This window comes from Rhizobium sp. TH135 (assembly GCF_002855515.1).
Taxonomy (GTDB): Bacteria; Pseudomonadota; Alphaproteobacteria; order Rhizobiales; family Rhizobiaceae; genus Allorhizobium.
Genome location: NZ_PKRP01000003.1, coordinates 686213 through 710491 on the forward strand (window position 1 = coordinate 686213; position 24279 = coordinate 710491).

A 24279-nucleotide genomic window follows, 5' to 3' on the forward strand; every position below is an offset into this window, starting at 1 on the left:
CAAAAATCACCTGACAATAAAAGAACCCGCCGGAGCCATCCGGCGGGTTCTTTGTATCAGCAATATTCTAGCGTTCTAAGAAGCCATCAGCCTTCGCCATCCAGCATTTCGCGCACAGCGACAGCGAGCTGCTTGAGCGAGAAGGGTTTCGGGAGGAAGCCGAACTTTGCGTCCGCCGGCAGGTTGCGGGCAAAGGCGTCCTCGGCATAACCCGAAACGAAGATGAACTTCAGGTCAGGATATTTCTTCCGCAACTCGGTGAGCAGGGTGGGGCCATCCATCTCGGGCATGACGACGTCGGAGACGACGATGTCGACCGCGCCGTCGAGCTCTTCCATGATGTCGAGCGCTTCGACGCCGGAACCGGCCTCATGCACGGTGTATCCACGCGTCTCGAGCATGCGCTTGCCGCCGCGCCGCACGGCCTCCTCGTCCTCGACGAGAAGCACCACGGCCGACTTGCCGGTCAGATCAGGCGCATCCTGCGCTTCGGCCTTCGCACTGGCCGTCGCAACGGTGATCGTGTCACCGCTGACGGAGGCCTGGACCTGTCCTTCGATAACCGGCTGAACCTCGGGCACATGACGCGGCAGGAAGATCCGGAAGGTCGTGCCCTTGCCGACTTCAGATTCCGGATAGATGTAGCCGCCGGATTGCTTGACGATGCCATAGACCATGGCAAGTCCGAGACCCGTCCCCTTGCCCACTTCCTTCGTGGTGAAGAAGGGCTCGAAGATCTTGTCCATGATCTCTGGCGCGATCCCGGTTCCGGTATCGGCGACTTCGACCAGCACCATGTCTTCCGACGGCAGGCCGCGATAACCGAAGGCCACGGCCTCTTCGGCATCGACATTGCGGGTCGAGACGGTGATCGAGCCGCCATCCGGCATGGCGTCGCGCGCATTGACACAGAGATTGATCAGCACCTGCTCGAACTGCGAGAGGTCCGTCTTCACCGGCCAGAGATCCCGGCCGTATTCGACCCTGAGCTTGACATTGCTGCCGGAGATCAGCCGGTCGACCAGCATCCTGAGATCGCCGATCACGTCGGTGAGGTTCAAGACGCTCGGCCGCATCGTCTGTTTACGCGAGAAGGCGAGCAACTGGCGCACAAGAACGGCCGCGCGGTTGGCATTGCGCTTGATCTCCATGAGATCGGCGAAGCTCGCATCCGAAGGCCGCGCCTGCAGGAGCAGGTGGTCGGAAGACAAGAGGATGGCCGTCAGCACGTTGTTGAAGTCGTGCGCGATACCGCCGGCCAGCGTGCCGACGGCATTCATCTTCTGCGTCTGCGCCATCTGCGCCTCAAGCGCCTTCTGGTCGGTCACGTCGACGGCGTAGACGATTGCAGCCTCTTCCGGGGCCTCGTCGCTCTGGTCGATGACGGCGTTCACGTAGAAGCGGAAATGCCTGATGTCATTGGTCGGATGACGGCTGTCGATCGGGGGGATGTCCCCCTGGCGGTCCATGGCCGCCGCGAGCGCCTCGCGGAAACCTTCCCGCTCCGTCTCGTGCAGCACCACCTCGATCAACCCGTGACGCTCGATCTCGTCGCGCGAGATGATATCGGCGAAAAGCTTCATGAAGGGGGCGTTGGTCCGAAGGATCCGACCTTCGCCATCGACGGAAGCAATGGCCATCGGCGTATTATTGAAGAAGCGGGTGAAGCGCATCGAGGCGACCGAATCCGACTGATCGCCGCCCTCGCCTTGGGCGCGTGACAGGACGATCGACCGGCTCTCGCCCGGTGCCCCATCCCGCGCCGCACGCACGCGATGGACGAGCCGCACCGGAAGGCTCTGGCCGTTAACGCGACGCAGGTCGAGATCGAGCGTTTCGGTGCGCGCCTGACCAGGCTCGGCCTGGACGGAATTGATGAGCGCCATTCCCTCCCCGGCCACCAGATCGGAAATCGTCATGGAGCCCGGGTTGAACTGGGTGAGATCGACCCCCAGCCACTCGGCAAGCGTGGCGTTGAGATAATAGATCTCACCCTTGCGCCCGGCGGAGAAGAAGCCGGCCGGCGCATGGTCGAGATAGTCGATCGCATGCTGCAATTCCTTGAAGAAACGCTCCTGGTCGTCGCGCTCGGCGGTGATGTCGGAAATCTGCCAGACATGCAGCGGCTTGCCGCGACCTTCGCCAGGCAGCAGCCGCGCCTTCAGGCGGTACCAGTGGGCGCCGGACCCATTGTTCGTCTGGTTGCCAAGCGGCTTCAGGAGCCGGAATTCCTCATGGCTGTCGCGCCCTTCGCGCAACCCATTGGTCAGGCGATAAAGCGCCTCGCTCGATTCGCGGTACCGGGAGAGCAGTGCCTCGAGGGTCTGCACTTCGGTAGCCGTGCGGGCGCCCGTCATCGTGCCATAGGCCACATTCGCATAGACGATCCGGCCTTCGCTGTCGGTGATCAGCGTCCCCTCAGGCTGGCTGGCCAGAAAGCGGCGCGCGAGCGTGTCGCTGTTGGACTGCGGCATCACCTCAACGAAACCGATGACCGCCGACACGATGAAGAAGATGCCCATCATCGCGAGAATGCCGAGCACGCCCAGCACGACCTGGTTGTCCAACTGATCACGGAAGAAGATGAAGGCAGCGGAGGCCGCGATCAGCACGAGGGCAAGCAGCAGGATGCGCAACGCCATGCCGATGCCGCTGCGGCGATCGACCAAGGGGCCGTCTCCATCTCGTTCGTACTGCTGTCGTGTCATGAATGCCTCTTGCCTAAGCGCACGGATGATCCGACCTAGCGAGAATCGGCGCTGTCTCCTGTTTATCAATTTGCCGCAACAGCAAAAAGCAAAGAAAGGCCCAGATGTGAGCGCAGAGCCGCTCCCCCACAGGAATGCCGCAATCCTGGCGGAGCATTTGGAACTTTGTTGCGTTATGGACGCGATATCTTGGCGTCCGCGCAAGATTGCGGAAAGGGCCGTCTTCTGCCAGAAAGCCAGACAAAAGGAGCACGAAAATGCTGGATGACCTGATCTCGGCCTATGGCGATCGTTTTCTCGTGGCGGCGCTGGGCGTCAGCCTTGCCTTGCTCTGCCTTTTCATCGTGCTCTGGATCCTGCGCAACCGGGCCCCGTCGCCCTTCGTCCGCGGCGGCCGCAACCGCCAGCCGCGCCTTCAGGTGCTGGACGCGGCGGCCATCGATACGCGCCGCCGCATCGTCCTGATCCGCCGTGATAATATCGAGCACCTCGTGATGATCGGCGGCCCTACCGACCTCGTCATCGAAAGCGGGATCGGCGATGAACGCCCCTATCTGAGCGCACGACCAGTCAACCCGCAGGCCATGGACGAGCAGTCGGAATTGCCGAGCCCGGCCGTGGCACCGGCCCTTGCCGCGACAGACGCTGCAGCCCCTCGGATCGCCTCGCCGGCCGCAACGATGAGCCCCGCCACCGAACCGGCCGTGAGACACCAGCCGGTTGCCGAGCCAGTGAAACCTGAACCGGTGGTCGCACAGACCCGGCCGCAGCCGGCTTCGGCACCAGGTGTCGAGCAACGACCAGCGGAACTGCGCTCGCAGCCGGTCCAGCCGCGGGCTCCCGAGCCTGCTCTCGAAAGACAGCCCGTCACCCCGCCAACGCCGGTCTTGGCAACTGCCTTTGCCGCGGCACCTGCTGCCGTCGCAGCGCCCGTGCTAGCGGTGGAAAAACGGCCAGCAGAACCAGCGCAAACTCCGACGATCGAAGTCGCACAGCGCCCCGCCCCGCCTATGGAAAAGCGGGTGGCGCCTGACGTTGCGCCGGTTCAGCCAACGGCCAGCGTCGAGCCAGTCATGGCAGTCTCCAACGCCGGGCCTTCCGATGCCGTTGTAACGCCGGTGGTGCTTGAGCCTGAGCTGACCGAAGCAGCGCCCGCCATCGAACCGCCAGCCAAGGCCGAAACGCTGGCGACAGAGACATACCGGATGGAACCGGTGGAGCCGGTCATGGCGCCGGAGATGGTTGAGCCCGCTCGCGAGGCAGAACGACCGGTCGCATCCGTGCAACACACCGCCCCGACCTTGCCGCCCGTCATCGATGCGCCCGCAGCAGAAGATCTGCTCGAAGCAGCGCGCCTGCGCGTCCTGGCTCCCGCCCCGTCTGCCGCACAGCCTCTGCCGTTTGAGGCCAAGCGCTACGAACCGGTTGCCGATCGCCGACCGGCGGCCAGCGAACCGGAAGCGCCGAGCCGCGATCTGAGCGATTTCGAACGCGTGCTCGAAGAAGAAATGGCTTTCCATCTCGCAGCCGATCCGGCCCCTGCGCCGAAGCCCGCTGCCGAGTTCTCGCAGCTCCTGCCGGAAACCCGGCCAGACCGGCCGCGCCTCCCGGCCTCGGCAATTCTTCCGGCAAATGGCCAATCTGATGCTGTAGCGCCGAATTCCGACAAGCAGGGTCAGGAACCCAACTTGCAGACGGAGATTGCGCGGATATTCGGGGAAATGTCGGCCAGCCGAAATCCCTAACGAGGCCACCGAACACCTGCGCAAATAAAAAGACCCGCCGATGGCGGGTCTTAAATCTCCGATGACAGAAGAAGGTGCTAAGGCTTGAGCCTCACTCGTCGCGATAGACCTTTTCGCGACGCTCATGCCGCTCCTGGGCCTCGATTGACAGAGTGGCGATCGGACGGGCGTCGAGACGCTTGAGACCGATCGGCTCGCCGGTTTCCTCGCAATAGCCGTAGGTCCCGTCATCGATGCGCTGCAAGGCGGCGTCGATCTTCGAGATCAGCTTGCGCTGACGATCGCGTGCCCGGAGTTCGATGGCCCTGTCGGTTTCGGATGAAGCCCGGTCTGCGAGGTCGGGATGATTGGCGCTTTCTTCCGCGAGATGGTCGAGTGTCTCGCGCGCTTCCCGAAGGATGTCGTTCTTCCATGCGATCAGCTTGGCTCTAAAATAGGCCCGCTGGTTCGCGTTCATGAACTCATCGTCTTCCGAGAGCACATAATTGCTAAGATTGATCTTCTCACTCAACGCGATTCTCCTGAAGAACATCTCAATGGGCGGGTGTATAACCTTTCAAGGCAACCGGTTCAAGCCTTCTGACTGTTTCGAAGCCATTTTTAAATCTGTTACATTTTTCATCTAAATTTCTATTTTTTAAGCATAATTTGCTTGAGTACTGACGCCGGATATACAGCAACCCACCACGATAGGATGATGAGCGCATTCGCCGCGCATGGTTGACGGCAAGGCACAAGAACCGGTACTTCAGTGACCAGCACCATCTCACGCGGAATGTCCAACGGATGACGCCCTCCATTCAGCCTCCCCAGCGCATCTATCTGCTGCGCCACGCGAAATCCGGTTGGGCCGAGCCAGGTGGCCGCGATTTCGATCGAAGCCTGTCAGATGCGGGCTTCGCCGAGGCCGAACTCCTGGCCGAGACCGCCGCCGACAAGCAGTATCGTCCCGATCTCGTGGTCTGCTCGACCGCAAAGCGCTGCCGGCAGACCGCCGACGCTATCAATCGGGTATTCTCGGGCCTCGTAGAGTTCCGCTATGTCGATGCACTCTACAACGCCCCGGCAGAGGCCTATCTGGAGATCGCCGACTCTACACGCGGCGTCGAGGCGCTGATGCTTGTCGGGCACAACCCGGCGATCGAGGAGGTCTTTGCCCGGCTGTGCGGCAACGACGTGATGGCAAGGACGGTGCCGGAAGGCTATCCCACCTCGGGTCTCGCCGTAATCGACGCCATGGGCGACGAGGCCTATCGGCTGCGCGACTTTCTGGTCGGCTGACGGTTTGTCAGGCGCGCAAAGCCTGCCTCTTTTTTGCGCCGCAACCGACGCCTATATGGGAGATCAAGTTATCTGAACTCTCTCGTGCCGGGCGATACAGCACCCGTCACCGTCTCGCAGGACAGCCCTTTGCCCCCTTCCCTCACCAGTCTGACCGACGAAGCCGCGATTGCCCTCGATAACCTCACCGACCGGGCAGCCCATCTGGTCAACCCGACGATCAGGCTCGGCGTGACGGGTCTGTCGCGTGCCGGCAAGACCGTGTTCATCTCATCACTGGTTCACAATCTGCTGCATGCTGGCCGCCTGCCGCTGTTCGAGCCGCTCCGGTCGGGCCGCATGACCGGCGCCACGCTGCAGGAACAGCCTGACGACGCCGTCCCGCGCTTCCAATACGAAGACCACATCAGGGCACTGGTCGACGAACGGGTCTGGCCGGATTCGACGCGCGCCATTTCCGAACTCAGGTTGACCATCGAATACAAGAGTGCCAGCTCCTGGAACCGGATGTTCTCGGCCGGCAGGCTGTCGATCGACATCGTCGACTATCCCGGTGAATGGCTGCTCGACCTGCCACTTCTGGGACAGGACTACAGGACATTTTCAGAGAACACGACAAAGCTTGCAGAAACCGGCGTGCGCGCCGAACTGGCCCGCGAATGGCTGGCCTTGGCGGCGACTGTCGATCCCGACGGGCCCGCAGACGAGATGACCGCCCGCCGTCTGGCTGAGGCCTTCACGACCTATCTCAGGCTCTGCAAGTCGGATGAGCGCTCGCTATCGACCCTGCCTCCCGGCCGCTTTTTGATGCCGGGCGACCTTGAAGGCTCGCCCGCCCTGACCTTCGCCCCGCTACCGGTTCTCCCGCAAGGCCGCGCCCCGAAGGGATCCCTCCGGGCAATGATGGAGCGCCGCTTCGAAGCCTACAAGTCGGTGGTGGTGAAACCCTTCTTTCGCGAACATTTCGCAAGGCTGGACCGCCAGATCGTCCTGGTCGATGCGCTTCAAGCGCTCAACCGCGGTCCGGAAGCGGTCCAGGATCTGGAACGCGCTCTGGGAGACGTGCTCGCCTGTTTCCGCGCCGGCTCTAACAACGTCCTGACGTCCTTGGTGCGCCGACGGATCGATCGCGTGCTGGTGGCGGCAACGAAGGCAGACCATTTGCACCACGAGAGCCATGACCGGCTGGAAGTGCTGACCCGCCGCCTCGTCAACCGCGCGATCCGCACGATCGGCATGAGCGGTGCCGGTATAGAGGTCATGGCGCTCGCCTCGGTGCGCGCCACGCGGGAAGCCAACGTGAAGCAGGACGGCCACGATCTGCCCGTCATCGTTGGCACGCCGATGGCAGGCGAGCGCATCGGCAACGAGATCTTCGATGGCGATCGCAAGACGGCAGTCTTTCCGGGTGACCTGCCGCAGGATCCGGAAGCCTATTTCCGCTCCGTCGACGAAGGCGACACGTCCGCGACCTTGCCGGACCTCAGCATCGTCCGCTTCCGACCGCCGCAACTCGATGAGAAGCACGGCGTGACGCTTTCGGTGCCGCATATCCGCTTGGACCGCGCGCTGCAATTCCTGCTGGGAGATCGTCTCGCATGAAGAAACCGACCGTGCCCCCTGTCAGCGTGCCGACCGCGAAGGCTTCCGAGCCGCAAAGACGGCCAGCAGCCTTCTCCGTTGAGCCGGAAACACGGCGCGCCGACCCTCCAGACAAGGCCAGCCGACAGCCGCGCAGCTTCTCCGGCGAGGTCCTGATTGTCCCCGACGCGGAAGATCCGTTCCTTGCGGCCGCAGCAGATGAACTGCCGCCAGTTCCCGTGGCCGAACCACGCCGTCGGCGCTTCTCCTTCGCCAAACTTGCGACGGGCGCTTTCGGCGTGCTCCTGTCGCTTGCCTTTGGCCTCTGGGTCGACCGACTGATTTCGGACCTCTTCGCCCGCGCCGACTGGCTTGGCTATCTGGCAGTCGCAGTGCTCGCCGTGGGCCTGCTCGCGCTCATGATCGCCGTCGGTCGGGAATTGCTTGGTCTTTGGCGCCTGGACGCCGTCCAGGATCTAAAGATTGAAGCGGACGCTGCGGCAGAAAGCGGCAAACGAACCCGCGCCGCCGCTGTCGTTGCCAAACTGTCGAGCCTCGTTTCCCATCGCCCCGAAACCACCCGCGGGCAAAAGACGCTGGACGCGGTGAAAGACGACATCATCGACGCGCCGCACTTGATCGAGCTTGCCGAACGGGAACTGCTCTCCCCCTTGGATATCAAGGCACGCGCTCTCATCCTCAACGCCGCCAAGCGCGTCTCGGTGGTGACAGCCGTCAGCCCTAGGGCTGTGGTCGATCTCGCCTATGTGCTTTTCGAGGTCGTCAGGCTGATCAGGAGCATGGCCGAACTCTATGGCGGACGGCCGGGCTCCTTCGGCATGCTCCGCCTCCTCAGGGACGTGTTCGCCCATCTTGCCGTCACAGGCTCCATAGCCATCGGCGATGGCCTTGCCCAGCAGGTGCTCGGCCACGGGCTTGCCGCCCGCCTTTCGACCCGTCTCGGCGAAGGCGTGATCAATGGCCTGATGACAGCCCGTATCGGCATTGCGGCCATGGACCTCTGCAGGCCACTGCCGTTCCGCGCGGCCAAACGGCCTGGCATCGGCGACTTCATCGGCGACCTGACACCCTCCATGACCGGCAAGGACCGCGACCGGACGGGGTGAGGCAGACGGGCCACACCGGAGAGACCAGTGACTTTTGCCGGTTGTCGGAACTGGCATTTGGGGTTAATGGCAATGATGCATTAACCATTTTTCCGCTAGGGTCTGAGCGGGGTTTCTGGTTTCTCGTACCAAGGCAAATCGATGTTCTCTCGCTCCTCGACAGTCGGCCGCTGCGCCGTCATCCTTGCCGTTGCCGCAATCATGCCGGCGACGGTCGCCGATGCTGCTTCGCGCGACAAGCGCTTCTTCGAATCCGTCGCCGGGGTCTGGAAGGGTCCGGGCGAGATCGTTGCTGGCAAGTACAAGGGCACCAAGTTCACCTGCAACCTCACCGGGCTTCCGGCTGAGGGCAAGGAAACCGGCCTTAAGCTCGACGGCACCTGCCGCGTTGGCGTCTTCAGCCAGCCCATGTCGGCCGTCATCTCGCAGTCCGGCGGCAGCTACAAGGGTCAGTTCCTGGATGGCGCCGATGGCAAGGGCCTCGACATTGTTTCGGGCACCGTCACCGGCAACCGCGCCGTCATGGGGATCAACCGCGCCAAGCTGAACGGCGCCATGGTTGCTCGTATCGAAGAAGACGATGCGATGAACATCACCATTTCCGTGAAGGTGGAAGACCGGATGATCCCGGTCATCGGTCTCAAGCTCAATCGCCAGGCAACTGCCATGGCTGAGACCGCTGAAAACGACTGACGGCCCCTCAATCGCGAGAGCCAGAATTCAACCGCGCCACCAGGCGCGGTTTTCGTTTGCGATCACGATTCCCGCCTGATCGATGCTTCCAAGCCAATCCGCAACTGAGCGCCCCTGCACCGAGAGCTGCGGATCGACGTCCGCGAGCGGCATCAGCACGAAGGCGCGTTCCGTCATACGCGGATGCGGGACCTTTAGATGCTCGGCATCGATAATGCGATCGGCGAAAGTCAGGATGTCGATGTCGATGGTACGCGGCCCCCAGCGCTCTACCCGGACACGCTTCATCGTCCGCTCGATCTCGAGACAGGCCGCCAGCAGCTCTTGCGGTTCGAGCAGCGTCTCGACGGAAGCGCAGGCGTTGTAGAAATCGTCCTGGTCGGTCTTGCCCCAGGGCGGCGTCCGGTAGAGCCGGGAAACCGCAGTCACGCGGCAATCGCGTCGCGCATCGAGCCTGCGAAGCGCCTCCGCCATCGCGGCTACGGGATCGCCGATATTGCCGCCAAGGCCAAGCGTTGCCGCCTGCCAGCGCTTAACGTCTGAACTGTTCAACACTCACCTGTACATGGTCGAGAATGCCGGCGATCGGCGCGCTCGGCTTGCGAACCGTGATCCGGCATCGCTGCATTTCCGGGAACCGGTCGAGCAAACCGCGCGCGATCGCTAACGCCAAGGCTTCAATCAACTGGCGACGGCTGCCGGTCACGATGTCACGGATCACCTCAAAGGCGATCCCGTAATGCACGGTGCCTTCGAGGGTATCGGTCTCGGCGGATTCGAGCGCATCGACGTCAAACTCCGCATCGACGAAGAACCGCTGGCCGAGCACCCCCTCCTCCGGGAATACCCCGTGATGGGCGAAAAAGGCGCAGTTCTTCAGGGTGATGGTGAAAACACCGCTCATGCGGACAATTCCTTCGCTGCGGCCAGCTGCCGCTCTGCCGAAAGCATAGCATCGGCGATGACGAGCGCGTCCCGATTGATCGCGACATTATGGACGCGGAAAACGGAAGCGCCTTTCAGTCGCAGGGCAACCGTGGTCGCCGCCGTTGCCGCATCACGATCTCGCGCTTCCCGTCCGGTCAGGGCACCCAGGAAACGCTTGCGCGACGTGCCGGCCAGAAGCGGCAGCCCAAAGTCGTGCAACTCCTCGAAACGGATCATCAGCTCCATATTCTCTTCCGTGGTTTCCTTGGCAAAACCGAAACCCGGATCGAGAACGATTGTTTCACGCGCCACGCCCGCACGAGCCGCGATATCGAGCGAAAGGCCCAGGAAATGCCGCTGGTCGGCAATCGGATCGGCAAGCTTCTCGCGCCCGCGACCCGTATGCATGATGCAAAGACCAGCGCCCGTTGCCGCCGCAACGGCTGCGATCTCCGGTTCGCGCTGCAGCCCGTGCACATCGTTGATGATATGTGCGCCGGCCTCCACCGCAGCCTTTGCGGTGGCAGCACGATAGGTATCGATGGAAATCAGCGCGTCTGTCTTCTGCCTCAACGCCGAGATCACCGGCACGACGCGCGCAATCTCTTCCTCTGGCGTGACCTCGGCGGCACCCGGGCGCGTCGATTCTCCGCCGATATCGAGGATGACCGCCCCCTCGTCGACACAGGCCAGCGCATGGGCAACAGCCGCCTCGACGTCGGCATGCAGGCCGCCATCGGAAAAGGAATCCGGCGTGACATTGACGATGGCCATGATCGCCCCGCGCTCGGAAAGATCGAGGCTCCGGCCATGCCCTACACGCCAAATTGTGCGTTCAACCATGGTCACCCGACCCTGTATCCTCTCGACGGAAATCCGCGAAGCTGCGATAGTGCAGATCGGGTTTGGCTATGCCCCAAGGGCGCGGCGAATACAACATTGCGGAAAAAAGAATGAAGCACTCCCGCCGTCTTCGGGCCGCCCTGATATTGGCAGTCCTGACCGGCATCTCTCTGCCACTTTCGGCCAGCGCGGACGTCGTCGTCCGCAAGTCTATCAGCTACTTCCAGATCGGCGGGAGAACCGCGGCCGAGCTCGATGCCGAACTGTCGCGCAAGGGCCCTTTCACGCAGGCAAGCGGCAGCCGCCATCCCGGCGCCACCCAGATCCGTTTCGGCGGCGACCTGACCTATGCGCTGCGCGGCAATCGCTGCGCGGTTGAAGATGTCCGCGTCACCGTGGACACCAAGCTCATCATACCGCGCTGGAAGAACCGCAATCGGGCATCGCGGGAGATGGCTACCCTGTGGGACGCCCTGTCCTCCGACATCAAGCGCCACGAGGAGCGCCACGCGGAAATTGCCCGCCAGCATGCCAAGCTGTTGGAGCAGCGCCTCCTGAAGCTGCGCCCGACGCGGGACTGCGAGACCCTTCAGGACCGCGCGAGCGAGGTCACGGACGAGGTGACCGTCGCGCATGACGAGGCACAGATGCGATTCGACATGATCGAGGCGAAGAATTTCCAGGATCGCATGTTGCGGATCCTCCGGCATCGCCGGGAAATCCAGGAAAACCAGTAGAAATCACCCATCAATTTCGAGGGGGAGTGTTGCTGCCATGCTGCGGCTTGCCCCAGGCTTGCGCCCTCGCCTGTGAATAACCGGCAATTTCTGGGCGTGGCCCTTGATACAAATCTGAAATATAAGTGTCATCGAATACGTTGATTAAGCGTAACCCGATTTCCCCGTTCTCCCGGCGCGTCCTGGTGCCACAGGTGCTTCCTCCCTCGCCTGCTTGGCGATGCGCCCCCTTGCCCCGCTTTCGTCTTGACGAAAGCGGGGCTTTTTTAACAGGGGATAGCGCAGACAGAGGCGTTCAGCCCTGGCGTTCGGGCACATGGACGACGAGGCCCTCGAGGGCCGCCGTCACCTTGATCTGACAGGAAAGACGCGACGTCGGGCGCACCTCGACGGCAAAGTCCAGCATGTCCTCTTCCATCGGCGACGGCTGGCCGACCTTTTCGGACCAGGCGTCATCGACATAGACATGACAGGTGGCACAGGCGCAGGCGCCGCCGCATTCGGCATCGATCCCGGGGACCGAGTTGCGGACGGCATTTTCCATGACCGTGGAGCCCTCGGCTGCCGCGATGTCGAAACGGGTGCCGTCGAATGCAATGATGCTGATGTTTGCCATGTTTGTCTGTCCAGACTTCGCCTTGTGAAAAACCGGCGAAGTCATCTCCCAATTCGGAAGGGCAGTCAACTCACGGGGAAGCGAGCGGCATCAGCGGCTCGCCCCTGTTTGGGATCAGCGGGCAAGCTTCAGGATGAAGTGTTCCGCTTCGAGGACGGCAGCAGCGACCGAAGCCAGGGCATCGGCATTCGCACCCTTGGTTTCCACGAGATCAGCAGCGGCGGCGACGCGCAAGGCACCGACCGCCATGGCGGCATTGCGCAGGCGGTTCGCAGCAGCCTTGACTTCGACCTTGCCCCGGTCCGCCGTCAGCGCGACGAGACAACCGCGTGCCTGGCGCGCAAACATCTGCAGGATCTCGACTTCCACGGCCTTGTCGCCCTTCGTCTGCGATGCAAGATGCACGAGGTCGATCGGACGCTGTTGCGACGGCGTCAGACCGTTGAGGTGATCGGGGGTTGTGAAGGCGATGTTGACTGCGGCTGCCATGACCGTGATCCTTGATTTTTTGTTTTTGGTGATGCCAGCCTGAGGCATTGGTATGGGCACCGCGTTAAAAACCCCGGGGATTGCGGGAAAAAGCTCGCACTATGGTTAACGGAAATTAAACCCCGGCACAGACTGGCTTTTCAGCCTAAACCTTGATTGAAATACTGTTAACAAGACCCGGAGACACTGGACCGCCGGGAGCGCATTAATTGTATCGCATGACCAAATGTGTCAGTACGATACGGTTGATTGGGCAAAAGTGCGTGAACTATGCCCGCAAGCCAGTCGGTGCTAAAACGTCCGGCGGGAACGCCGGCTGTGAGCAGTTGAATTGCGAAAGAAGAGATCTCGTCTGGCGTGGCGACAGATGGAATCTCAGGTAAACGGCGGGATCCGGACGGGGCCATGCGATCAGCGGCATCGCTGTCAGTGTCCGTCCTGCCGAGAGTAAGCGGTAACGAGGCGTAACCCTATGGCGAACAAGAAGTCCGACTCGATTGACGAGAACGCGTTCCAGGCTCTCGAGGCGGCCCTGAGCATCGATTTCGACGGCGAGGAAGCCGCCGCGCCTGTCAAGGCTCGGTCCCAAGCTCGCGGCCCGGAGGCACCTGTGTCAGATAGTATCCCGCGTTCTGCCTCGAAGAAGTCCATAGAGCGTCGTTCCGCACGCGCCGGTGAATTGAACCCGGAGCCGGCTCCCAAGGCTCCCGCCTTCGCGCCCGCCAATGACGGTTCCCGCCGCACGCCCTCCGCCATCCTGAAATCTCTCGACGGTGCCTCGCTCACGTCGGCGCTGCGCAATGCTGCAGTCGTTTCCGCTCTGTGGGTGCTCGGCGCCCTCGGCCTGACGCAGCTTCTTTACGGTGGCGCGATCTGGCAGGCGCCTTCGGTTGCCGACATCGTTGCCATGCCCGGCGTGGTCGCCATCGTCGTCGGCACCTTCCTGCCGATCATGCTGTTCTTCGCCTTCGCCATCATGATGGCGCGCGCTCATGACCTGCGCAACGCCGCGCGCTCCATGGCGGAAGTAGCGCTGCGCCTGGCGGAGCCAGAAACCATCGCCTCCGAACGCATCATGACCGTCGGTCAGGCCGTGCGCCGTGAAGTCTCGGCCATGAACGAGGGCATCGAGCGCACGATTGCGCGTGCCACCGAACTTGAGACGCTGGTCCATTCGGAAGTGACGGCGCTGGAGCGCAGCTACACCGACAATGAACTGCGTGTCCGTGGACTCGTCCACGAACTCGGTGCGGAACGCGATGCGATCGTCAATCATGCCGAGCGAATCCGCTCGTCGATCGTGGGTGCCCACGAGCAGCTGAAGGAAGAGCTGTCGCTTGCGACCGAAGAAATCTCGGTACGCCTGCAGACCTCGGGCGAAGCCTTTGCCTCGATGATCGACATGCGCGCTGCAACGATCATGGAAAAGTCGGATGCAGCCGTGACCGCACTCGGATCGCTGCTGTCCCACAAGACGGAAAACATGGTCCAGACGCTGGCCGCGTCCGGCATGTCGCTCTCCAACGAATTCGACACACAGCTTCAGTCGCTGACCTCGACACTCAGCCAGCGCGGTCGCGAACTGCTCGGCGAATTCGAGACGCGGGCCTCCACGCTCGACAGCAACACCGAGAAGCTGAATGCAGCTCTCAACGAACGCGCACGCCAGCTCAACGAAACCCTCGTCGAGCGCACCCGTGATATCGCCGAGACCTTGAAGGGCAGCGAAGGCTCGATCAACTCGTCGCTCGACGACGTGCTGTCGCGCCTCAACAGCTCGCTCGACGAGCGCGGCCGCAGCTTCCGCCAGAGCCTTCAGGCGAGCGCCGACGACGCGATCGTCGATCTCGACCTGCGCTCGGGCCTCTTCGAGGACCGCTTCCAGACGACCATCGGCCAGATCAACGCGACCTTCGACCAACGCGTGGCCGAGTTCGCCAGCGCCTTCGACCAGCGCTCCGGCTCGCTCGATTCCAAGCTGATGGAAAGCCTCGCCCGCATCAACGAAACGGTGAACGGCGGAACGGATTCGATCAGCGGCATCCTGAATTCGAGCATCGAACGCCTCGGCTCCACCCTCACCGACCAGTCGCTCGCCATCGCGATGACGCTGAGCACCAGCCAGGAAATGCTCGACAGCTCGATGTCCGACCGCGCGCAGGAAATTGCAGACGCGATGTCGGCCCGTGCGGCGGCCCTCACCGAGAGCTTGGAAAGCGCCCAGAAGCGCATCGACCAGGTTATGGAAGAGCGCAGTGGCTCGCTCTACAATGCCCTCAGCGACAACCAGTCTCGCTTCGAACAGACACTCTCGAGCCGCGCCGAACACATCGTCAACGCACTCGAAGCCAACCAGGACCGCTTCGCCGAAACCCTCGACGTCAAGGCCCGTGGCATCGCAAGCCTCGTCGAGGGTCAAAGCGAGATCCTGATCGATGCGCTGAACACCAAGAGCCTCGAACTCGACCTCACGCTGACGGCCCGCACCCAGGATCTTTTCGAGACCCTCAACGACAGCCAGCGTCGTATCGATGAAACACTGAGCCAGCGCGCCTCTTCTATCATCGAGACCGTGGCCGATGCCGACCGTCGTATTGACGCGGCCTTCGCTGAAAAGGCCGAAGCGATCCGCAACGCCTATGGTGAAAACCAGGAGCGCCTTGAACTTTCGCTCGCGAGCCACACCTCCTACCTGTCTTCAACACTGGAAGACGCGACCGGCGAGATCGAGCGAAACCTCGGCCAGTCGTCCGGCCGCATTGCTGAAACGGTCGCCGCTGGCATTACCGGTCTCGGCGATGCGCTCGGTGGCAGCGAACAGCGGCTCGACAGCATGCTGGCTGCGGCGTCGAACACCATTTCGAATACGCTGGAAGACAATGCGGCCCGCATCGCCAGCACGCTGAAATCAGGCGTGGACGATATCGACGGCCGGATTGCCGACACCAACTTCACGCTGAAAACCAGCCTGGACACGGCGACCAATGCTCTGGCGACCACCCTCGGCGACAACACCGACCGGATTTCGCAGACGATCACCTCTGGCGTGGCCGCGATTGATGACCGTCTGATCGACACCCATGAGCGCATCCGTGCGACGCTCGACGATCGCACGCAAGCCATCACGGCCTCGCTCGGCGATGCCCGCGATGCGCTGGAAACCACACTCAGCGAACATGCGACCTCCATCGGCGCATCCGTCGCCGCCAGCGCCGGCATGCTTGAGATGAGCCTCGAGGATCACGAGGAAAACCTCCGCAAGGCCATCGACGCCAGCAGCCGCGCGCTCGACGAGCGCCTGCGTGGTACGGCCGGTGCGCTGACGGATCAGATCCGCGAAGCGGCTGACGACATCACCCGCTCTGCCCAGGGCTTCTCCGGCACGGTCGAACAGTCCGTCTCCGGCATGACCATCCGCCTCGACGAAACCAGCACCCGCATCGAGCAAAGCTTGGGAACTTTGGAAGACCGTCTCCGCAACGGCCTTGATGGCGTCGACGCCCGCGTCAATGATGCCGGCGAGAAGTTTGCCGCCCGTCTGGACGAGAAGGTGTCGAACATCGAACGCGTTGGTGACGAAGCTTCCATGCGCGTCGCGCAGGTGCTCGACGAAGGTGTGAACCGCGTCTCCGAGACCTTCGATACCCGCACCCCGGTGATCGAAGAGCGTCTGGCGACCATGGACCGGGCGCTCAACATCGGCCTTGAAAACGTCAACCGCACCATCGAAGGCAAGGCTGCAGGCCTGGCGACTGCCCTGCGCAGCGCCGTGACCGACGCCGCCCGTGACCTCGATGCCGAGGCTCAGCGCTCGGTCGATCGCCTGGCATCCACCACCTCGCAGTTTGCCGAGCAGATCGGCGAACGTAGCGCGGAACTCAATCGCACGGTCGAAGAGCGTTCCGAAGACCTGGCGCGGCGCATCACTGAAACCCAGAACCGCCTTGCCGGACAGGCTGCGACAATCGCTGAAACATTCTCGCAGGCCGGCGATGTCATCAGCAACAAGGTGAACCAGGCAGAAGCCCTTGTTACCGCCCAGGTGGCCAACCTTTCGGGCACTCTTGGCGAAGTGAGCACCACGCTGGAGCAGCGAGCCGCCGCGATCCGTGAAGCGATCTCCGGCAACACGCAGGAACTCGCCACTGCCATGAACGCAGCAGAGAAGGCACTCGAGGCTCGCGGCAACTCCATCCGCGATGCGATTTCCGGCAATACCCAGGAACTCGCCGTCACCATGAACGCGGTCGAAAAGGCGCTCGAAGCCCGTGGCAATTCGATCCGCTCGGTTCTCGACGATCGCACCCGCGAGCTGAACTCGATGCTCTCGACCCGCTCGGCGGAACTCTCGCGCCTGATCGACGAGAAGGCAGCACCCGTGGTCGCCGCCTATGCCGAGACAGGCCGCGTCGCCGCCGAACAGATCACCGCTGCCGCAGAACAGAGCGCCGAGCGCCTGCGTTCCGAAAACGCTGCCCTCGTCGACGCGATCAGCCAGCGCACGGATCGCACTGTGTCGACCCTCGGCACCGCCGAGCAAAACCTGGTTGCCAGCGCCTCGCAGCTCATCGAACGCCTCGGCGACAGCAATGCCGGCCTGTCTTCGATGATCGATCAGGCCGTGCAGAGCATCGGCTCCCTCGACAGCCGCCTCGGCGCAACCGCGAACCGCTTCAACGAGACGGCGACCCAGGCGACGGACATGCTGTCCACCTCGAACCGCCTGCTCGACGACAAGCTCGGCCGCCTGACCGCCATCTCCGGCGAAACGCTGCAGCAGGTCTCCTCGATCGTCAGCCGCTTCGGTGACCACACCCAGGTCCTCGGCAAGGCGTCCGAGCTTCTATCCGCTGCCCAGTCGAACCTTGTCGGCACGCTCGAAGAGCGCCAGCAGGCGCTGCGCGATCTCTCCATCGGCCTCGTGAAGCGCTCGGAAGAAATCGAGACGACGATGCAGGGTCTCGGCAAGATGGTGGAAACCGCCTTCGACCGCGCCGAACAACGCTCCGGTCAGATGGCCGGCAACCTGCGCCAGAGCGTCCAGGCCTCCTTTACCGATATCGGCCAGATCCTGGGCGAGACGGAAAAGCGCGCCCAGTCGACGGCAACCAATATGCGCGAAAGCGTTCAGGCCTCCTTCGCTGACATCGGCCAGGTGCTCGGAGAGACGGAAAAGAAGGCGCAGATTACAGCCGCCAATATGCGCAACGCCCTGCTCTCTGCCGAACAGGAAGCCCAGCAGTCGATCGACAAGACGCTGACCGAGGCCGAGAAGCGGTCCGGCGAACTCGCCAACCGTCTGCGTGGCGGCCTCGCCGTCTCCTTGAGCGACATCGACCGTCTCCTCGGCGAAGCGGGTCGCAAGTCCGAAGGTGCAGCGCTCGCCCTGCGCGAAGCCATGCAGAGCGCCGTGGACGAAGCTGTCGCACGCTTCAGCGGCGCAACCGACGAGATCCGCCGCTCGGCTGTCGACATCCGCAAGGAACTCGACCTGACGCGCAACGAACTGAAGCGCGGTGCCTTCGACTTGCCTGAGGAAGCCAAGGAAAGTGCGGCCCAGATGCGCCGCGCCGTGTCCGAGCAGATCAAGGCCCTGCAGGACATCTCGCAGCTCGTCGGCCGCACCAGCCAGACGCTGGAAATCTCTGAGCCAGTAGCCCGTCGTCTGGCCGAAGCCCAGCCAGAGCCCGTTCGTCGCCAGCCGGCCGCACCGCAGCCACAGCCACAGCCGGCGCCGCAGATCCGCCAGAGCGAAAGCCTCGGCCTTCGCGGCAGCCTCGGCGCAACCGACGCCTATAACCAATCGACGGCCGCGACCACGCGCGCCGAAGGTGGTGGCTGGATCAGCGACCTCCTGCGTGGCGCCTCCCGTGAAGAGCCCGCTGAAACCGCGCCTGCCCGTCCGGCCCCTGCCCCGCAGCGCCCGGTCGCCGAAGCCCCGGCGGCACGCCAGAGCGATACCCGCAATCCGCGCCACATGGTCGAATCGCTGAATTCGCTCTCGGTCGACATTGCACGCGCCATCGACCACGATGCCTCGGTCGACCTCTGGCGCCGCTACCAGCGCGGCGAGCGCGACATCTTCACCCGTCGCCTCTACACGCTGAAGGGCCAGCAGACCTTCGACGAGATCAAGCGCAAGTATGACCGCGAGCCGGAATTCCGCGTCGCCGTCGATCGCTACATCGCCGATTTCGAAAAGCTTCTGGCAGACGTCGCCCGCACCGATCGCGACAAGTCGATCACCCAGTCCTACCTGACGTCGGACACGGGCAAGGTCTACACCATGCTCGCCCACGCAGCTGGCCGTTTCAGCTGATAACTAACCGATACGGGAGCCGGTCAACCGGCTTCCGGCATGCCAAAAGAAAACCCCGGATCATATACTGATCCGGGGTTTCTCTTTTGTCAGACTGCTAACTGGCTAAGCCTTGAGAGGCTTCAGATCGACTGCAGCGTCCAGGCGACGATATCACCGGTCACGCGTGCGAAAGCACGGTCGAGTGCTGCTACATAGGCTGCGTTGTCGGACCCTGTCGACGGCACCTCCGCCTTGAACACCCGCTGCGCCTTGACGGTGCCGTTGCGATCATTGAGCAGCTTCGCCGAGATTTCGACCACGCCGCGATCGCCACCTTCGGCCGAGATTTCAAAGGCCCTGACATCGGTGATCAGCTGGAAGTCGATCGCCAGACCCTGCCCCGGCCGCCCGACGCCGCCGAGGCGTCCGGTGTTCTCGAAGGCTTCGACGAGCTTCGACTGAACGACCCGCGTCAGGCGATCGCTCCACTGCGATTGCGAGAGATAACGGATCTCCGCGCCGGATACACGCACCAGGATCTGCTCGCTATCGAGCGCCTTGAGCGCCGACGGATCAGCCACCAGGAGCTGCCGGTTGCGGGCGCTTGCATTGGTCGCGACATCGCTTACCGAAGCCGTGAGGTCGAATGTATCGTTGTTCGCTTTGGACCCACAGGCTGCCAGGCCGAGGCCGAGGCTTGGGATCAGCACCGAAGCCACAAGCAGCCGCCGGAGCTTTGCCACGCCTTCGGAGCCGTTGACGCCGATCCTGTCCATTCTGTCGTCCTTCCCGGTGGTTCTCGTCATCGGCGTGTCCGTCCGTCAAATTCCTTGACCGTATCGCCGCCGAAAAGCAGGCGCTGCGGGTCGTCGTCGAAATTGGTGATCGCGTCGTTCAGGCCGCGAACGGTGTTGCGGGTATCGTTCACCAGCGTCTGGATGTCACGCAGGCCTGTCGCCGAGAAGCGCTGCAGGTTGGCCGCAATCGGTCCAATCTGGGCGTTGAGGTTCTCGGCCGTCATGCGGATAGCTTCAAGTGTCTTGCGGGCTTCCACGCTGAGCGAATTTGCATCACCCGAGCCAAGGAACGCATCAACCTTCCTAAGGATCCCGTCGACCTGTTGGGATGAGTTGTTCAGACGGTTTGCAAGCTGGGTGAAGTCGTCGATGGCCTTGTCGATGTCGTCACGACGGCCTGTAATGCTGTCCGAAAGTTCGCGGAAGCCCGCGATCGCCTTGCGGGCATCGGCAGAAGCGATCGACGCATCGTCAACGACCTGGCCAATCTTCTGGCTGTCGACCGCGTCGATGAGCGACGAGACCTTCTGGAGCGTCTGATCGGCATTGTTGCCGAAGCGCTGGAAGGTGTCAGCCGTTTCGCGGAAGCTGTCGATCGCAGGACCGATGCGGTTCGAAGCGTCGGCGAAGCTGGCCGTTGCTCGTTCGGTATTGGTCAGGATCTGGTCGATCTTCTCGGAGTTGAGCGCCCTGAAGAGATCCTCGGCTGCCGCAAGCGTCGTATCGAGGCGGCCGGAGAGACCGGACACGGAATCCGATAGCGAGCTGACGCTCTTCAGGAATTCGTCGATCCCCTTGGCATTGTCGGCGAGCGACTTGGAGAAGGTCTCGGCATTGCGAACGGTGTTGGTGAGCGGTGCGCGGGCATCGGCAATGAAGCCCTGAAGCTCGGCCACGGCACCATCAGCGCGCTGCAAGATGCGGTCGGCGGTCGTCAAGAGGTTGGTCACGCTGGATTGTTCAGCCGTCAGGATAGCCGGTTCGCCCGTGTCCATGGCACGCTGCAGGATGGGATCACCGGAGCCCGGACCGCCGCCGGAAAGCTCGACATAAGCAGCGCCTGTCAGCCCCTGGATTTCGAGCACCGCGGTGGTGCCGGATGTCACAGGAGCGTCGGCGCGGACCTCGGTGAAGGCGACCGAGAAATTCGGATCTTCATTGTCGATATATAGATTGCGGACGGAGCCGACCGAAATGCCGTTGAAGCGAACCGGCGACCCGATGCTAAGGCCATTGGCCGATCCCGGAATGCGAATGGCAAGCGGCGCCATCTCGCCACCGCGTCCATATTCGGCCATCCAATAGACGAAGCCAAAGGCGGCCCCGATGACCAGCATCGTGAAAAAACCGACTATGGCGTAATTGGCTTTGGTTTCCATGGCTCACTCTACCGGATGTCCGGCGGAAGGCTCCGCCCGGGGAATGGAACGGGCACGCTTGCCCTTGAAATAGGATTGCACCCACTCGTCGTCGAAGGCGAGCATGTCGTCCAGCGTCCCCTCGACCAGAACGCGCTTCTGTCCCAGAACCGCAATACGGTCGCAGACGGAAAACAGGCTGTCGAGATCATGGGTCACCATATAGACCGTCAATCCCAGCGTATCGCGCAGCTGCGCGATCAATTCATCGAATTCGGCGGCCCCGATCGGATCGAGGCCGGAGGTTGGTTCGTCGAGAAAGACGAGATCCGGATCGAGCGCCAGCGCACGCGCAAGTGCAGCACGCTTGATCATGCCGCCCGAGAGTTCGGACGGATATTTGTCCGCAGCATCGGGATGGAGCCCGACCAGCTCGATCTTGAGATAGGCAAGCTCATCCATCAGCCATTGCGGCAGATCCAGATATTCACGCATCGGCAGCTGGATGTTTTCCTTCACAGTGAGTGAGGAAAATAGGGCGCCGTGCTGGAAAAGAACCCCCAGGCGAGTGTCGAGTGTCATGCGTTGCAGGTCATCGACCGCATCGTAGTCCGCACCGAGGATCTCGATCTTGCCGGAGCGGCGCGGCAGGAGGCGCAGAACAGTGCGCATCAGAACGGACTTGCCCGCGCCGGATGCGCCGACGAAGCCGAGGATCTCGCCGCGGTAGATATCAAGGTTCAGCTTGTCGAGAACGATCTTCTCGCCGAAGCCGACGGTCAGATCTTTCACCGACAGGATGACTTCGCGATCTTGGGAAGGTCTGGTGTTCATCTGGCCCTCAAAAATCGATCGCGGCGTAGAACATGGCAAACAGCCCGTCCACGAGAATGACGACGAAGATCGACTTGACCACGGATGCGGTGACATGGCGTCCGAGAGATTCGGCGCTGCCGCCCACCTTCATGCCTTCGACAGCCGCAATGATCCCGATGATCAGCGCCATGAACGGCGCCTTGATCATGCCGGTCGCGAGCGTCGAATAATCGACTGCTTCGTGCAGACGAGTGATGAAGACATCGAAGGTGATGCCGGAATAGGCCCAGACCACGACCGCTGCGCCATAAAGAGCAGCGAAGTTGGCGACAATAGTCAGAAGCGGCAGTGCAATCGTCAGCGCAACAAGTCGCGGAAAGACCAGCACACCGATCGGATTGAGACCGATGACCTTCAGGGCATCGATTTCCTCACGCATCTTCATCGAACCGATTTCGGCCGTGATGGCGCTGCCGGAACGCCCCGCGATCATGATCGCGGTGAGCAGCACGCCGATTTCGCGCAGCTGCAGGATGCCGACGAGATCGACGACGAAAACTTCCGCTCCGAAATAGCGCAACTGGAACGCGCCCTGCTGGGCAATGATCGCGCCGATCAGGAACGACATCAACGTGATGATCGGAACGGCCCGCACCCCCATGTGGTCGAGCTGATTGACCACGGATGCCGGAGACACACCGGAGCCGCGCCCAGCCTTGGTCTGCGCCCCGCGAACGGCAGATCCGAGCACGAACATCATCGCGATCAGATCGCCCCATAGGCTGATCGTGACCTTCCCGACAGGTTCGAAGATGCGCTCGAAGCGGGTGCGGTGATCGACCGGCTTTTCCGGAGCAGTGACGTGCTCGGGAAGCGCTTCGATCAACTCGCGCATCCCCGGGGATCCGCCGACGATCTCGATCGTACCGCCGCGCTCGCGCCGTTCGGTTATGAAGCGGCGAACCAGCCATGCGCCGGCCGTGTCCATGTCGCTGACTGCGCTGAGATCGATCGTCTCCCGCTGTACCACCGATGAATCAACCAGCGGACCGGCGGATTTGATCATCGCGCTCAGGCTGGTGTTCTTCCAGCGACCCGCCAGTCGAATCAGCCGGGCGTTTCCGTCCGGCTGCTCATCGATCTCAATACGGGCGTCTTCTTGCTCAACCGAACTCAAGGTGGCGACAACTTCCAAATTCGCGCCGGGGGATCCGGGTTCGCAAATCACGTGACAGATAGCTGCACACTATAACCATCGCCGCCTGCGAAGAAATCCTTTGCAAACCGTTAATTGCGTTTTCCAACCCGATTGCGGGCCGCCATGACCGCTTTGCAACAGAGGGGCGGCTCAGGCTGCGCGAATACCGTCGTCCTGGGCCGTTTCGGCAATCGGTTTCGGCAAAAGGATGGGGACGAGTTTGCCGGCACGCTTGCTCGCCGGCGCTTCGCTGATCTTGTGACCCCAGGAGATCAACTCCAGCCGACCATCCGGATGTTCGGCAATCGCCGTGCAGCTTTCCACCCAGTCGCCTGTGTTGACGTAGTGGATGCCGTCGATGTCTTCCATCACGGCGTGGTGGATGTGGCCGCAGATAACGCCATCCACCTCGGCGCGGCGGGCCTCGTCGGCCACGACACGCTGGAACTCGCCGATGAAGTTGACCGCATGCTTGACCTGGAGCTTGGCCCAGGCCGAGAACGACCAGTAGGGCATGCCGAGGCGGCGACGGATCGCGGCCAGAAGCACGTTGATCGCGATCGCGGTGTCATAGGCCCAGTCACCGAGATAGGCGAGCAGCCGGGCATTGCGCACGACCACGTCGAACTCGTCGCCGTGGAGGACAAGGTATTTCTTGCCATCGGCCATTTCGTACACGATGCGCTGCTCGACCTCGATCCCGCCGAAATGGATGCCGGGGAAATCGCGCATGAACTCGTCGTGATTGCCCGGGATATAAATGATCCGCGTGCCCTTGCGCGCCTTGCGCAACAGCTTCTGAACCACGTCATTGCATTGCTGCGGCCAGTACCAGCTGCGCTTCAGGCGCCATCCGTCGACGATGTCACCGACGAGGATAATGGTATCGGCCTCGTGCGTGCGCAGGAAGTCCAGGAGGAAGTCCGTCTTGGCGGCCTTCGATCCGAGATGAACGTCCGAGATGAACAGGGTCCTGAAATGGCGTGTTTCGCTGGCTTCTTCCACGGCACGGTCCTCATCGCTGTCTTGACAGCGCTTAATCAGACTCGTGTTTCAGGAAGA

General features: G+C 62.4%; 19 protein-coding genes. 7 read left to right on the top strand and 12 right to left on the bottom strand.

Annotated elements, in window-relative coordinates; translation table 11 throughout:
* Positions 1 to 86: 86 nt before the first annotated feature.
* Positions 87 to 2708: a PAS domain-containing sensor histidine kinase gene (locus C0V73_RS12280; protein WP_102020246.1), complete on the bottom strand. Its 2622-nt coding sequence runs from the start codon at positions 2706 to 2708 to the stop codon at positions 87 to 89.
* Between the two features lie 257 nt (positions 2709 to 2965).
* Between C0V73_RS12280 and C0V73_RS12285 the strand changes: the two genes are divergently transcribed.
* Positions 2966 to 4453 (top strand): flagellar biosynthetic protein FliO, encoded by a 1488-nt coding sequence (locus C0V73_RS12285; protein WP_172450144.1) that lies wholly within the window; start codon positions 2966 to 2968, stop codon positions 4451 to 4453.
* A gap of 91 nt (positions 4454 to 4544) precedes the next feature.
* Here C0V73_RS12285 and dksA read toward each other — a convergent pair whose 3' ends face one another.
* Positions 4545 to 4964, bottom strand: a complete 420-nt coding sequence (gene dksA / locus C0V73_RS12290) for an RNA polymerase-binding protein DksA (protein ID WP_102020248.1) — start codon at positions 4962 to 4964, stop codon at positions 4545 to 4547.
* A 275-nt stretch (positions 4965 to 5239) separates the two neighbouring features.
* Here dksA and C0V73_RS12295 point away from each other — a divergent pair, with 275 nt between their 5' ends.
* The 4 genes from C0V73_RS12295 (at position 5240) to C0V73_RS12310 (ending at position 9135) form a co-directional block, all read left to right on the top strand.
* Positions 5240 to 5734, top strand: coding sequence for a histidine phosphatase family protein (locus C0V73_RS12295; RefSeq protein WP_102020249.1), 495 nt, complete (start codon positions 5240 to 5242; stop codon positions 5732 to 5734).
* Between the two features lie 129 nt (positions 5735 to 5863).
* The gene (locus C0V73_RS12300; RefSeq protein ID WP_102020382.1) at positions 5864 to 7336 is read left to right on the top strand and encodes a YcjX family protein; all 1473 of its coding nucleotides are present in this window, start codon (positions 5864 to 5866) and stop codon (positions 7334 to 7336) included.
* Entirely contained in the window at positions 7333 to 8442 is a 1110-nt protein-coding gene (locus C0V73_RS12305) for a TIGR01620 family protein (protein WP_102020250.1), read from the top strand. The genes C0V73_RS12300 and C0V73_RS12305 overlap by 4 nt, the downstream gene beginning before the upstream one ends.
* A gap of 141 nt (positions 8443 to 8583) precedes the next feature.
* A complete protein-coding gene (locus C0V73_RS12310; protein ID WP_102020251.1) occupies positions 8584 to 9135 on the top strand; it encodes a hypothetical protein in 552 nt (183 codons plus the stop codon).
* A gap of 27 nt (positions 9136 to 9162) precedes the next feature.
* Here the strand turns inward: C0V73_RS12310 and folK are convergent, their stop codons facing one another.
* From folK to folP, 3 genes are read right to left on the bottom strand one after another with little or no spacing between them, the layout of a single operon-like run.
* Positions 9163 to 9687, bottom strand: a complete 525-nt coding sequence (gene folK, locus C0V73_RS12315; protein WP_102020252.1) for a 2-amino-4-hydroxy-6-hydroxymethyldihydropteridine diphosphokinase — start codon at positions 9685 to 9687, stop codon at positions 9163 to 9165.
* On the bottom strand, positions 9668 to 10039 hold the full coding sequence (gene folB, locus C0V73_RS12320; RefSeq protein WP_102020253.1) for a dihydroneopterin aldolase: 372 nt from the start codon (positions 10037 to 10039) through the stop codon (positions 9668 to 9670). Before folB ends, folK begins: the two co-directional genes overlap by 20 nt.
* A complete protein-coding gene (gene folP, locus C0V73_RS12325) occupies positions 10036 to 10911 on the bottom strand; it encodes a dihydropteroate synthase (RefSeq protein ID WP_102020254.1) in 876 nt (291 codons plus the stop codon). Before folP ends, folB begins: the two co-directional genes overlap by 4 nt.
* Before the next feature lie 104 nt (positions 10912 to 11015).
* Between folP and C0V73_RS12330 the strand changes: the two genes are divergently transcribed.
* Positions 11016 to 11642 carry a DUF922 domain-containing protein gene (locus C0V73_RS12330; RefSeq protein WP_102020255.1) on the top strand — a complete coding sequence of 209 codons (627 nt, stop codon included), beginning with the start codon at positions 11016 to 11018 and terminating at the stop codon, positions 11640 to 11642.
* A 295-nt stretch (positions 11643 to 11937) separates the two neighbouring features.
* Here the strand turns inward: C0V73_RS12330 and C0V73_RS12335 are convergent, their stop codons facing one another.
* Together C0V73_RS12335 and C0V73_RS12340 are read right to left on the bottom strand one after the other, a co-directional pair.
* Complete coding sequence (locus tag C0V73_RS12335; protein ID WP_102020383.1) at positions 11938 to 12258, bottom strand: 2Fe-2S iron-sulfur cluster-binding protein; 321 nt, start codon at positions 12256 to 12258, stop codon at positions 11938 to 11940.
* Positions 12259 to 12372: 114 nt separating this feature from the next.
* The gene (locus C0V73_RS12340) at positions 12373 to 12747 is read right to left on the bottom strand and encodes an Hpt domain-containing protein (RefSeq protein WP_102020256.1); all 375 of its coding nucleotides are present in this window, start codon (positions 12745 to 12747) and stop codon (positions 12373 to 12375) included.
* Between the two features lie 472 nt (positions 12748 to 13219).
* Between C0V73_RS12340 and C0V73_RS12345 the strand changes: the two genes are divergently transcribed.
* On the top strand, positions 13220 to 19066 hold the full coding sequence (locus C0V73_RS12345) for a hypothetical protein (protein ID WP_102020257.1): 5847 nt from the start codon (positions 13220 to 13222) through the stop codon (positions 19064 to 19066).
* Between the two features lie 122 nt (positions 19067 to 19188).
* Here the strand turns inward: C0V73_RS12345 and C0V73_RS12350 are convergent, their stop codons facing one another.
* From C0V73_RS12350 to C0V73_RS12370, 5 genes are all read right to left on the bottom strand, one after another.
* Entirely contained in the window at positions 19189 to 19824 is a 636-nt protein-coding gene (locus tag C0V73_RS12350; RefSeq protein ID WP_245407950.1) for an ABC-type transport auxiliary lipoprotein family protein, read from the bottom strand.
* A 26-nt stretch (positions 19825 to 19850) separates the two neighbouring features.
* The gene (locus C0V73_RS12355; RefSeq protein WP_102020259.1) at positions 19851 to 21224 is read right to left on the bottom strand and encodes an MlaD family protein; all 1374 of its coding nucleotides are present in this window, start codon (positions 21222 to 21224) and stop codon (positions 19851 to 19853) included.
* A 3-nt stretch (positions 21225 to 21227) separates the two neighbouring features.
* Complete coding sequence (locus C0V73_RS12360; protein ID WP_102020260.1) at positions 21228 to 22037, bottom strand: ABC transporter ATP-binding protein; 810 nt, start codon at positions 22035 to 22037, stop codon at positions 21228 to 21230.
* Between the two features lie 7 nt (positions 22038 to 22044).
* Positions 22045 to 23214 carry an ABC transporter permease gene (locus tag C0V73_RS12365; protein ID WP_172450145.1) on the bottom strand — a complete coding sequence of 390 codons (1170 nt, stop codon included), beginning with the start codon at positions 23212 to 23214 and terminating at the stop codon, positions 22045 to 22047.
* Positions 23215 to 23367: 153 nt separating this feature from the next.
* Entirely contained in the window at positions 23368 to 24222 is an 855-nt protein-coding gene (locus C0V73_RS12370; RefSeq protein WP_102020262.1) for a UDP-2,3-diacylglucosamine diphosphatase, read from the bottom strand.
* Positions 24223 to 24279: the final 57 nt, after the last annotated feature.

Coding starts and splice junctions, on each gene's coding strand:
- C0V73_RS12340 (WP_102020256.1), bottom strand. CDS start 12,747: ATGGCAGCCGCAGTCAACATCGCCTTCACAACCCCCGATCACCTCAAC.
- C0V73_RS12335 (WP_102020383.1), bottom strand. CDS start 12,258: ATGGCAAACATCAGCATCATTGCATTCGACGGCACCCGTTTCGACATC.
- folB (WP_102020253.1), bottom strand. CDS start 10,039: ATGAGCGGTGTTTTCACCATCACCCTGAAGAACTGCGCCTTTTTCGCC.
- C0V73_RS12345 (WP_102020257.1), top strand. CDS start 13,220: ATGGCGAACAAGAAGTCCGACTCGATTGACGAGAACGCGTTCCAGGCT.
- C0V73_RS12295 (WP_102020249.1), top strand. CDS start 5,240: ATGACGCCCTCCATTCAGCCTCCCCAGCGCATCTATCTGCTGCGCCAC.
- C0V73_RS12330 (WP_102020255.1), top strand. CDS start 11,016: ATGAAGCACTCCCGCCGTCTTCGGGCCGCCCTGATATTGGCAGTCCTG.
- C0V73_RS12355 (WP_102020259.1), bottom strand. CDS start 21,224: ATGGAAACCAAAGCCAATTACGCCATAGTCGGTTTTTTCACGATGCTG.
- C0V73_RS12280 (WP_102020246.1), bottom strand. CDS start 2,708: ATGACACGACAGCAGTACGAACGAGATGGAGACGGCCCCTTGGTCGAT.
- C0V73_RS12305 (WP_102020250.1), top strand. CDS start 7,333: ATGAAGAAACCGACCGTGCCCCCTGTCAGCGTGCCGACCGCGAAGGCT.
- C0V73_RS12310 (WP_102020251.1), top strand. CDS start 8,584: ATGTTCTCTCGCTCCTCGACAGTCGGCCGCTGCGCCGTCATCCTTGCC.
- C0V73_RS12350 (WP_245407950.1), bottom strand. CDS start 19,824: ATGGACAGGATCGGCGTCAACGGCTCCGAAGGCGTGGCAAAGCTCCGG.
- C0V73_RS12360 (WP_102020260.1), bottom strand. CDS start 22,037: ATGAACACCAGACCTTCCCAAGATCGCGAAGTCATCCTGTCGGTGAAA.
- C0V73_RS12285 (WP_172450144.1), top strand. CDS start 2,966: ATGCTGGATGACCTGATCTCGGCCTATGGCGATCGTTTTCTCGTGGCG.